Origin of the sequence: Methylotenera sp., assembly GCF_029945535.1 — a bacterium.
Taxonomy (GTDB): Bacteria; Pseudomonadota; Gammaproteobacteria; order Burkholderiales; family Methylophilaceae; genus Methylotenera.
In genome coordinates, this window is sequence record NZ_JAQSCU010000017.1 from 1 (window position 1) to 11102 (window position 11102).

The 11102-nt window shown below is 42.2% G+C and carries 6 protein-coding genes and 1 pseudogene; all 7 read left to right on the top strand.

All coding sequences use genetic code 11. The annotated features are described in order from the left end of the window. Positions 1–84: 84 nt before the first annotated feature. Positions 85–645: pseudogene (locus tag PSU72_RS11605) on the top strand (TolC family protein); the annotation flags it as partial. Position 646: 1 nt separating this feature from the next. Continuing rightward, positions 647–2041 (top strand): copper oxidase, encoded by a 1395-nt coding sequence (locus PSU72_RS11610; RefSeq protein ID WP_300432706.1) that lies wholly within the window; start codon positions 647–649, stop codon positions 2039–2041. Between the two features lie 150 nt (positions 2042–2191). Beyond that, positions 2192–2446, top strand: coding sequence for a heavy-metal-associated domain-containing protein (locus PSU72_RS11615; protein ID WP_300432707.1), 255 nt, complete (start codon positions 2192–2194; stop codon positions 2444–2446). Between the two features lie 30 nt (positions 2447–2476). Further along, the gene (locus PSU72_RS11620; protein ID WP_300432709.1) at positions 2477–4831 is read left to right on the top strand and encodes a heavy metal translocating P-type ATPase; all 2355 of its coding nucleotides are present in this window, start codon (positions 2477–2479) and stop codon (positions 4829–4831) included. Between the two features lie 236 nt (positions 4832–5067). Then, complete coding sequence (locus PSU72_RS11625) at positions 5068–5418, top strand: DUF305 domain-containing protein (protein WP_300432710.1); 351 nt, start codon at positions 5068–5070, stop codon at positions 5416–5418. A 695-nt stretch (positions 5419–6113) separates the two neighbouring features. Beyond that, positions 6114–9494 (top strand): PAS domain S-box protein, encoded by a 3381-nt coding sequence (locus PSU72_RS11630; protein ID WP_300432712.1) that lies wholly within the window; start codon positions 6114–6116, stop codon positions 9492–9494. A gap of 336 nt (positions 9495–9830) precedes the next feature. After that, the gene (locus PSU72_RS11635; RefSeq protein ID WP_300432713.1) at positions 9831–10994 is read left to right on the top strand and encodes a GGDEF domain-containing protein; all 1164 of its coding nucleotides are present in this window, start codon (positions 9831–9833) and stop codon (positions 10992–10994) included. The last annotated feature ends 108 nt before the right edge of the window (positions 10995–11102 follow it).

Genomic DNA, 11102 nt, shown 5'->3' on the forward strand with positions numbered 1-11102 from the left:
GGGTGGGTCAATTTTAAATGCAATTGGTGGGTCAGTTATTAATGCAATTCAACACCCAAATCAATTGATGACCTGCAGCCTTTTGAAAAAACCGCTTTTGAACAAAGGCTCGATCTCAAAGCTATGAAATCCGAAACCGAAATTCTAGCTAAACAATTAGGCCTCACTAAAACAACACGGTTCATCAACGTACTTGAAATTGGCCCTGCAAGGGTGCTAGAAGGGCGCAGAAGCTCTGGATATAAGAATGGCGTAGACATATCGTTTGAACTCCCTTTATTCGATTGGGGCGGAGCCCGCGTCGCTCGTGCAGAAGCAATTTATATGCAGTCATTGAATCGTGCGGGGCAGATTGCTGTCAATGCTCAATCCGAAGTTAGAGAGGCTTATAGCAACTACCGCGCGAATTACGATATCGCCAAACATTACCGTGATGAAATCGTGCCATTGCATAAAAAAATCCTCGATGAAAACCAACTTCGTTACAACGGTATGCTTGTCAGCCCTTTTGAGTTATTAGCGGATGCTCGTTCACAAGTCACCAGTGTAAAAAGCTACATCGAATCATTAAAACAATTTTGGCTCTCGGAGAGTGCGTTACACATGACGCTAACAGGTAGCGCAAATATGATGGGAGGTAACTAATATGGATTTTTCTAAATTTAGCAGACGTGATTTCTTTAAGCTGGCAGGTGCGGGCATTGCTGCATCCACTGTAAGCAAAGTCGCGATGGCTGCGTTACCGGAAATCGTGACCACTGAGCAAGCGAATACTCAAGCACCTTTGCATCCCAATACTGGTCGGCCATATAACCCAGTCGTGACACTAAACGGCTGGAGCCTGCCATGGCGTATGAATAATGGGGTCAAAGAATTTCATCTGGTCGCAGAGCCAGTATTGCGGGAAATGGCACCCGGTATGAAAGCCCATTTATGGGGCTATAACGGTCAGAGTCCTGGGCCTACCATTGAAGTGGTTGAAGGTGATCGAGTCAGAATATTTGTCACTAATAGATTGCCGGAACATACCAGTATCCATTGGCATGGTCAGCCGGTTCCTAATGGTATGGACGGCGTAAGTGGTTTAACGCAACCACCGATTCAGCCTGGCAAGACCTTTATGTATGAGTTTGTCGCCAAGCGGCCAGGCACATTCATGTATCACCCGCATGCCGATGAGATGGTACAGATGGCCATGGGTATGATGGGCACTTGGATCACACATCCCAAAAACACTAAATTCATGCCAGTTGATCGTGACTTTGTATTCTTACTCAATGCTTATGATATTGATCCTGGCAGCTATACCCCTAAAATCAATACCATGCTGGATTTCAATCTGTGGACATTTAATAGCAGGGTTTTCCCAGGCATCGATTCAATGGTAGTTAGCAAAAACGATCGTGTACGTATCCGATTTGGCAATCTCACTATGACCAATCACCCAATACATTTGCATGGGCATGAATTTCAAGTAACTGGTACCGATGGTGGATGGGTGCCTCCAACAGCACGTTGGCCAGAGGTGACAACTGATGTAGCCGTAGGACAAATGCGTGCTATTGAATTCATCGCTGATAATCCCGGTGACTGGGCATTCCACTGTCATAAAAGCCATCACACCATGAATGCGATGGGTCACCAAGTTCCCACATTATTAGGCGTCAAACAAAGTGATCTTGTTGGAAAGATCAGCAACCTGGTGCCTGATTATATGGCGATGGGTGAAACGGGCATGGCGGAGATGTCTGAAATGAACGCTATGATGGAGATGCCACTCCCTGAGAACACCTTGCCAATGATGACAGGTACTGGACAGTATGGTGCCATCGATATGGGCGGCATGTTTACCACAGTCAAGGTTAGAGAGGGCTTGACACGTAACGATTACAAAGACCCTGGACCTTATAAACATCCTAAAGGATCATTAGCGCGTGAAGTGATGAACGACTTACCGCCAGTGGAGCGATCACAAGTTACTGTTCCTGAAGGTGGTACGGAAATGTCTGTGCGTAAGCCAATGGGTGATATGAAGCATTGATTAGTTAAGGCCCCTCATCCTAAAAATACGAAACTAGTGTGAGGGGTATTAAATTACCTTAAGTGCGTTAAGAAACAGACCGTCAGCCTAATAAGGGAGATGCTAAGGTAGTACTTAACTTCGTAAGTATTAATGAAAAGGAATTTCACCATGCAAACTGAACAAATAAAAGTAACGGGTATGACCTGTGGCGGCTGCAGTAGCAATGTTACGAAAGCATTGAGAGCTGTTAAAGGCGTAGAGAATGTCATTGTTTCATTATCAGACGATAACGCAACCGTGCAATACGATGAAAAGCTTACTTCGCCTGAACAAATGAAAGCAGCGATAAAGGAAGCGGGTTATGGCGTAGATGCCTCTAACACTTCTACCCAGCAACCTTCAGGTAAAGGTTGCTGTGGGTAATACATTGAGTAAAACATTGGAGTCAATGTCATGAGTATTGATGATGCAATAAAGCCGATATTAAAAGATCCAGTCTGCGGTATGACGGTGACGGAGCTGTCATCTCATGTCTTTAAGTATCAGGATAAGCCAGTTTACTTTTGTAGTGCTGGTTGCAAGACTAAGTTTGCAGCTGATCCAGCTAAGTATCTGGCTGATGACTCAAGCTCAGACACCCCTAAATCAGAAACAAATCCGACTTCTGCAGAGACAATCCCTACAGGTACTATTTACACCTGCCCGATGCACCCAGAGGTGAGGCAGGACCACGCGGGTGCTTGTCCTAAATGCGGTATGGCATTGGAACCAGAAATGCCTAGTTTAGACGATGGGGAAAGTCCTGAGTTGGCAGACTTTAAGCGGCGCTTTATTTGGACGCTTCCACTCACTATCATCGTAACGTTCTTGGCAATGCTTGGTCACCGGTTGCAATGGTTTGAGATGGCTACCCAGAGTTGGATCGAGCTGGTGCTATCACTACCTATCGTATTGTGGGCAGGCTGGCCGTTTTTTATGCGTGGTTTCCAATCCGTTGTGAATCGTAGCCCGAATATGTGGACATTGATAGGTTTAGGAACATCAGCCGCATTTATTTACAGCGTTGTTGCTACAGTAATGCCAAATGTGTTCCCAGCATCGTTTATGGCGATGGGACGGGTATCTGTTTACTTTGAAGCGGCCGCTGTAATTATTTCTTTGACGTTACTCGGTCAAATTCTTGAACTGAAAGCACGTTCACAAACTTCTGCTGCGATTAAATCCTTGCTTGGTTTGTCGCCTAAAACAGCACGTAGGATCAATACAGATGGGATAGAAGAAGATGTCCCTTTGACTCACGTTCATGTGGGTGACCTGCTACGCATCCGTCCAGGTGAAAAGGTGCCAGTGGATGGTGTCGTGACTGAAGGTGGTAGCGCTGTGGATGAATCCATGTTGACTGGTGAACCCATGCCAGTCACTAAAGGTATTGGCGATAAGCTCATTGGCGCAACGCTTAATACCAATGGAGCCATGGTCATGCGCTCAGAAAAGGTAGGCTCACAAACGGTGTTGGCTAACATTGTACAAATGGTCATTCAAGCACAACGTTCTAAAGCGCCTATGCAACATATGGCTGACCAAGTGGCGGGCTATTTTGTAGTCACTGTAGTGAGTATTGCGCTGACTACTTTCTTTGTTTGGGGATTTTTTGGACCAGAGCCCAGTTGGGTATTTGGTCTGATCAACTCTGTGGCAGTGCTCATTATTGCCTGCCCTTGTGCGCTGGGTTTGGCAACGCCCATGTCTATTATGGTTGCCACTGGTAAAGCTGCGACGCAAGGTGTGTTATTCCGCGATGCAGCTGCCATTGAGAATTTCCGCAAAGTTGATACCTTAATTGTAGATAAGACTGGCACGTTAACTGAAGGTAAGCCCCGCTTTAATCAAGCTTTAGCAACATCGGGATACACAGAAGATGAAGTGTTACGCCTGGCAGCCAGTCTCGACCAAGGCAGTGAACACCCATTAGCAGATGCGATTGTGAAAGCAGCGCGTGAAAAGGATCTGGTTATTGATAAGGTAGATAACTTTGAGTCCAGCACAGGTATTGGCGTGAGAGGTAATTTGAACGGCAAACAATTGGCGCTAGGTAATACTGCGCTAATGGAGCAGCTGAATATTCAAATAGAATCAATAAAAGCACAAGCAGATGAATTACGTGCAACGGGTGCAAGCGTGATGTATCTAGCAGCTGATGGTCAGCTTGCGGGGTTGCTATCTGTGTCTGACCCAATCAAAGAAAACACAGTAGAAGCATTAGACAATTTAAAAGCATCAGGCATGCGCGTGATTATGGCGACTGGTGATGGCTTGCTGACAGCAAAATCTGTTGCCGAAAAACTTGGAATTGAAGAGTTTTATGGGGAAGTTAAACCTGCCGACAAATTAGCGCTGGTTGATAAGTTACAAAAAGAAGGCCGCATTGTGGCTATGGCAGGTGACGGCATCAACGATGCGCCTGCATTAGCCAAAGCAGATGTGGGCGTGGCGATGGGCACTGGTACTGACGTAGCAATGAATAGTGCGCAGGTAACGCTCGTTAAAGGTGATTTGCGAGGCATAGCCCAAGCGCGCGCTATATCGGAGCAAACCATTGCAAATATGAAACAAAATTTAGGATTTGCATTCGTTTATAACGCGTTAGGCGTTCCGTTGGCTGCGGGGGTGCTTTACCCATTCACAGGTTGGTTGCTCTCACCCATGATTGCAGCTTTAGCGATGAGTTTGAGTTCTGTGTCTGTTATAACTAATGCATTGCGTTTGAAAGCCACAAGTATTCAATTACCAACTCAAAGGACTAACTGATTTTTCTTTTGGATAAAATGCTACAGTGCTGAGCAATATTCTATTGTTTTGACCAGATGGGCAGGGAATTTCCGCCCATGTTTAACGGAGCATTGCTGCTCGTCTGTCCACTTTGGCGGATTATGAAGTCTTGAAAAATAGCACGTTTAGCACTTTATTTTTTAAATGTTGGTTAACGTACAGACCAGATGTCTTTTTAAATTTATTGTCAATTTCTTATTAATAAAGGAATTATCATGAAAATTACATCTAATCATATTTTGAAAGTTTGTTTGGCTTCAGTTCTTCTTACATCTTTTATTGGCCTTGCCAACGCAGATGACCACAGCAATATTAAAGGTTCAGACACTATGACACGGACCATGCATGATGGCATGAAGGAAATGGAGTCGATGAAAATGTCCGGTGATGTTGATAAAGACTTTGCCATGATGATGAAAATGCACCATCAGCAAGCATTGGTGATGGCACAATTAGAAATTGACCAAGGCAAGTCATCAGAAATGAAAGCAATGGCAAAAAAAATCATTACAGGACAAAAAAAAGAAATATCTAAGTTCGATGCCTGGCTATCGAAACAAAAGTAATTTATTGCCCTCGTTCTTAAAATGTTAATTTAAGCAATGATACATAAGCAGACTTATCTAAAGCTTCTGTGGCTGTAATATTTTGCTAAGTTGCTATATATATTCATGTATACATAGTCAACCAAGTCGTGTTATCCGTATCAGGTTAGATTTGAACGTCGAGTATGGGAGTGTTTTCTGCCTTTTAGTAATCAAATAAAGTTTAAGGACCGCTTTAGGGTCGATTTCATAAGTTAGTGCTGTCTGCAATCAGGCTTCCAAATTGCGGACTTATGAATTGAAAGCTTCGGGCCCATAGAAGTCATTCGTTAATTTAAAATGACCTTCAGAATAGTGATCATCTGAATAGTTCAGACAAATATATTGTCAAATAAATTAAATACCACTTAAGTAGTCCACTGCCATATTATAAAAAGCGAATGGAGCTTAAACTTTCTCACATTAATTTAACAATTCTTAACGTTTAATAGTCGATAAATATATTGCTAATAAATAATCTAAGGTCTAGATTGTAATGTTCAAAAATAATTGAAATTCCAGCTAATTCTTTGATTTATGATGTTGTCGTTAGCAATATTCAACACTTTATACTTAACAAGATTGTTATTGCATCGCTATTTATTGATTCAATATAAATCCATTTTGTTTAAAATTAGAAGACTATGAAAACTACTTGCATTATGAGGTAATGAACTATGCCAGCTGCCGCAATTCCTGAAAATGAAGATATTAGAGTTCAATCCCTAAAACGGCTTAGAGTTTTAGATACTGCTGCTGAAGCTGAATTTGATGCAATTGTAAAAGCAGCTTCACTTATTTGCGGAGTTCCAATTTCTCTGATTAGCTTGGTTGATATAAATCGACAGTGGTTTAAAGCCAATGTTGGTTTAGAGGGCGTGACTGAAACCCCACGTGAACTGGCTTTTTGCGCACATGCAATTCTTGGTCAAGAAATTCTTGAAGTTGAAGATGCTACAAAAGACGTTCGTTTTTCAGACAACCCTTTAGTCTTAGCTAATCCGAATATTCGATTTTATGCAGGGGCACCTTTGCAATTAACATCAGGCGAAAATGTAGGCACGCTTTGTGTGATTGACACTCAACCGCATAAACTTTCCGATCAGCAGCTCATCATTTTGACCTATTTGGCCACTGCTGCCAGCAAAGCGCTTGAAAGCCACCGATTGCGCGAATCAGAGCAGGAAATTCTAATAGCTGAAGCAGCATTACTTGAAGCCGCTGATTACACTGCTTCCATATTCCAAAACACGAAAGAACCTATTATTGCGCTAATGTTGGATGGAACGATCACACATTGGAATGCAGCGGCACAAAAATTATTCGGTTATACCCATGAAGAAATGTTGGGTGAGAATATTTCACGATTAGTGCCTTTCCAAAATACCAACGATGATGCCGAGATTGTCTTGCATATTGCAAATCTCCCAGAAGGTATTTCTTACGAGTCAAAACGGCTAAGTAAGCTGGGTGAATTAATTGATGTTTCAGTTAGTTTAGCCCCTTTGTATAACGGATCAGGAAGACTAATTGGCGCCACTAAGATCGTTCACGATATACGCGAGCAGAACCAAACTAGACGTCTACTTGCAGCAAGCGAAGCAAAATACCGTGCATTAAGTGATGCCTCACCACTTGGTGTATTTGCTACTGATGCATCTGGAATTTGTACGTATACCAATACCCGTTGGCAAGATATTTTTGGGATCAGTTTTGCAGAGAGCTTGGGATCTGGCTGGAGTAATACGATACACCTATTGGATCGTGAGGCTGTTTATGAAGAATGGCAGCGATCTGCATCAGAACGTATTGAATTTGATATGGAATTTAGAATAAGGCATGAAGATGGAACTATTCGCTATGTGCATTCTAGATCTCGACCAGTCATAGACGAGAGTGACAATATCATCAGCTTTGTAGGTTCAGTTGAAGATGTTACTTTTCGTAAGCAGCAAGAAGATGCTTTGGTCGAAGCGAATGCACGCGTGGCAATTGCAACTAAAAGTGGTGGTATCGGTATTTGGAGTTACGATGTTTTAAATGATCGTTTAGAGTGTGATGACACGATAAATGGTTTGTACGGATTAACTTCAAGTGACGTTTTGACTGTTAATCGTTGGGCTTCAATGTTGCACCCTGATGATCGCGAAGATGTTGTGATTGCCTTTAATGATGCTATCGCTGGAAATAGTCAATACGATGTGGAGTTTCGTGCTGTTCGGCATGATGGTTCAATTCATCATATCCGGGCGAAGGCAAGTGTCACAAGAGATTCCCAAGATAAAGCTCTACACATGCTTGGCACTAATTGGGATGTGACTAAATTACGTGAGTTAACTTTAGAAGTTTCTAAACAACATGAAACCTTGCGTGTTACTTTACAGTCAATTGGCGACGCAGTGATTACGACTGATGCTAAAGGTCGAATAACATGGCTAAATCCAGTAGCTGAGCGTATGACTGGTTGGCTTAGTGCAGAAGCTAAAGGTAGACCTATTGCGCAAATATTCAACATTTTAAACGAAGTTTCTCGCAAAGTAGCAGAAAATCCTGTGGCTGAGTGTTTGAGGCGCGGTAAAATTGTAGGCCTTGCTAACCACACCATATTAATTTCGAGAGATGGCATTGAATATGGTATTGAAGATTCAGCATCGCCGATTCGATCTGAAGATGGCAGAATTATTGGTGTTGTGTTGGTCTTCCATGATGTAACAGAACAACGACGCCTGAGTAACGAAATGAGCTATCGGGCTACGCATGATTCATTGACCGGTTTGGTTAATCGAGCGGAGTTTGAAACCCGCTTATCACGAGTGTTGTCGCACGCAAAAGCTGAAGGTGGCGAGCATTCGCTTATGTTCATCGATTTGGATCAGTTCAAATTAGTGAACGATGCATGTGGACATTCTGCTGGTGATATATTGTTGCAACAAGTGACCAAAATGCTTTCTGAGATTGTGCGTTCCAGAGACACTTTAGCAAGGCTAGGTGGGGATGAATTTGGTGTAATCTTAGAACAATGTTCCACTGAGCAAGCACAACGGGTTGCTCAGACGATTTGCGATCGCATGGACGAATACCGTTTTATACACGATGGCAAGCGGTTTCGAATTGGCACTAGCATAGGCTTGACAATACTAGATGGTCGGTGGGCTGGTATAGCCAATGTCATACAAGCTGCAGACGCTGCTTGTTATACGGCCAAGGAGGCAGGTCGAAATCGAGTTCATACTTGGTTTGATACCGATGCATCTGCCCGCACTCATCAGGGTGAAATGCAGTGGGCGACTCGATTAGAACTCGCTTTGGATGAAAATCAATTTGAGCTATTTGCCCAACGTATATTCGTAGTGGATAAAGAAAACTTATCGCCGGCTGAATCTAAGATTCATGCTGAAGTTTTGCTACGTTTGCGTGATGATGACGGAGTAATCATTTCACCAGGGGCATTTCTACCTGCAGCAGAGAGATTTCACTTAGCTTCGCGTGTAGATCGCTGGGTATTAGAACATGTCATTGATTGGCTAGATTCGTTACAGGACATTTCTCAAGTCAGCACAATTTGTGTAAATCTGTCTGGTCAGTCAATTGGTGATCGAGCATTTCATACCCATGCTATTGAGACTTTAAGAAAGGCGGGCAAGGAAATTTGTGAGTGTATTTGTTTAGAGATCACTGAAACCGCTACAGTAACTAATATTGTTGACGCCTCTATATTTATTGAACAAGTGCGCCAATTAGGTGTGCGAATTGCATTAGATGATTTTGGTGCAGGTGCATCTTCTTTTGGTTACTTGAAAACGTTGAAAGTCGATATGCTGAAAATAGATGGTCAATTCATCAAGGCCATGATTCGTGATCCTCTAGATGATTCTGCAGTGCGATGTTTTATCGATGTGGCTCGAATCATGGGTTTAAAAACAGTTGCTGAATATGTAGAGTCACCAGAGATATTAGCTCATGTAAGAAGCTTAGGAATTAACTACGCACAAGGTTACTTAATGCACGAGCCGCATCCTATTGACGCTTTAGTTGAAACTTACGCAGTTCAATATTAACTACATTGATAGTAAGTTGCTAACTTAAATGAAATTATCCTTCAGTTTGCTGGGCCTGATTTTTTAAAAGACAATTAATTTAAATATAATTGATTGATTCAGAATGAAGGTGTCCTTTCCGGAATGCTGCAATTTCTAAGGCTTACCGTTCCCATCAATTTCGGCATGATGCACATATAAAAACTCTATAACTACAGACTCATTAATGCATTCGTTAGGCTTACAGTTCTCAAGCGATATTGATACCTTCCCAATATATTGCAGTATCTTAATAGTGCGCTGGCGATGGATATTCAAGTAAAATGATGATTTTTAAGAATATAAATTAGGATTCGAATGAGCCTGGATGTGCATACTATTATTGTGATGTTCGCCATGCTTTCCTTCATATTCTCTGGGATAATTTTACGTGCCGGACTTCATACAAAAAGTATAAGTTGCGTAAGGCATTGGTCCCTTGCTAGCTTATTCATTGCAATTGGCTTAGGCTCTTCATACTTCTTCACTGCTCCGCCAACCGCTATTGCGAAGTATGCAATTCTGTTAGCGACTACATTGATTGCTGCCAGTGTGGCCTTACAGTTTACTGGAATCCAGACTTTCAAATCTCGCCGAACATATGTGTGGCTGGCAATCCTTTTTATTGGATTAGCCTCATTTCAAACTTACTGGTTTGAGTTTGTTCATCCAGATATCAGATCACGCGCCATCGCAACCTCACTTTTATTATCGTTAGGCTATGCAATATGTGCAGGTGCGCTCTTGGATGATATCAAATCTTCGCTTAGAGCAGCATCTTGGTTCACTGGAATATCGTTTGCCTTACTATCAGGACTACTACTTGTCAGGGCGATCTTCATATCGCAATTTTCTACAGAACCATACAGCCTTTATTCAAATACTCCCATTAACCCTATTACATTTGTAATCACATGCATTCTTCAAGTATGCGTCACATTTGGTTTTCTATTGATGTTAAACCAGAAGCTCGTTATCGAGCTTGAGAAATTAGCTTCCAGAGATATGTTAACTGGAGTATTTAATCGACGTCAGCTTGAAGAGGAGATAGCGAGATTACATTCAAGAGGTAAGCGCTCTGGCGATATTTTCTCATTATTGTTAATCGATATAGATAACTTTAAATACATTAATGACAACTACGGGCATCCTAGCGGAGATGAGGTATTGCGTAGACTAACCAGTATTGCACTTGCAACAATACGTCCTGAGGATTATTTAGCTCGTTACGGAGGTGATGAATTCTGCATTTTACTTCCCGCAACATCAGCAGATAATGCCTTGGAGTTAGCTAATCGCCTACGAGAGGTATACGCTTCAACAACTTTTGTGTTTAAAGGAAATACTATAAAAAGCTCGATAAGTATCGGTATAGCAGATTCGTCTAAAATAGGGATAGAGTTTAATAGTTTAGTAAGCGCAGCAGATCAAGCACTTTATCGAGCGAAACATAATGGCCGAAATAATGTAGCTTTGCATTAGATCAAGACATTGAACACTCATTTACTTTACATACCAGATCTGAAGTTAGAATCTCTGCATCGCGCCCTGAGGCACTCCGTCAAGTTATTTTTGCATTTTCCGACAGGT

Bases quoted from the DNA above. Each gene is read 5' to 3' on its own strand.
- PSU72_RS11610 (WP_300432706.1), top strand. From the start codon at position 647: ATGGATTTTTCTAAATTTAGCAGACGTGATTTCTTTAAGCTGGCAGGT.
- PSU72_RS11625 (WP_300432710.1), top strand. From the start codon at position 5,068: ATGAAAATTACATCTAATCATATTTTGAAAGTTTGTTTGGCTTCAGTT.
- PSU72_RS11630 (WP_300432712.1), top strand. From the start codon at position 6,114: ATGCCAGCTGCCGCAATTCCTGAAAATGAAGATATTAGAGTTCAATCC.
- PSU72_RS11615 (WP_300432707.1), top strand. From the start codon at position 2,192: ATGCAAACTGAACAAATAAAAGTAACGGGTATGACCTGTGGCGGCTGC.
- PSU72_RS11635 (WP_300432713.1), top strand. From the start codon at position 9,831: ATGAGCCTGGATGTGCATACTATTATTGTGATGTTCGCCATGCTTTCC.
- PSU72_RS11620 (WP_300432709.1), top strand. From the start codon at position 2,477: ATGAGTATTGATGATGCAATAAAGCCGATATTAAAAGATCCAGTCTGC.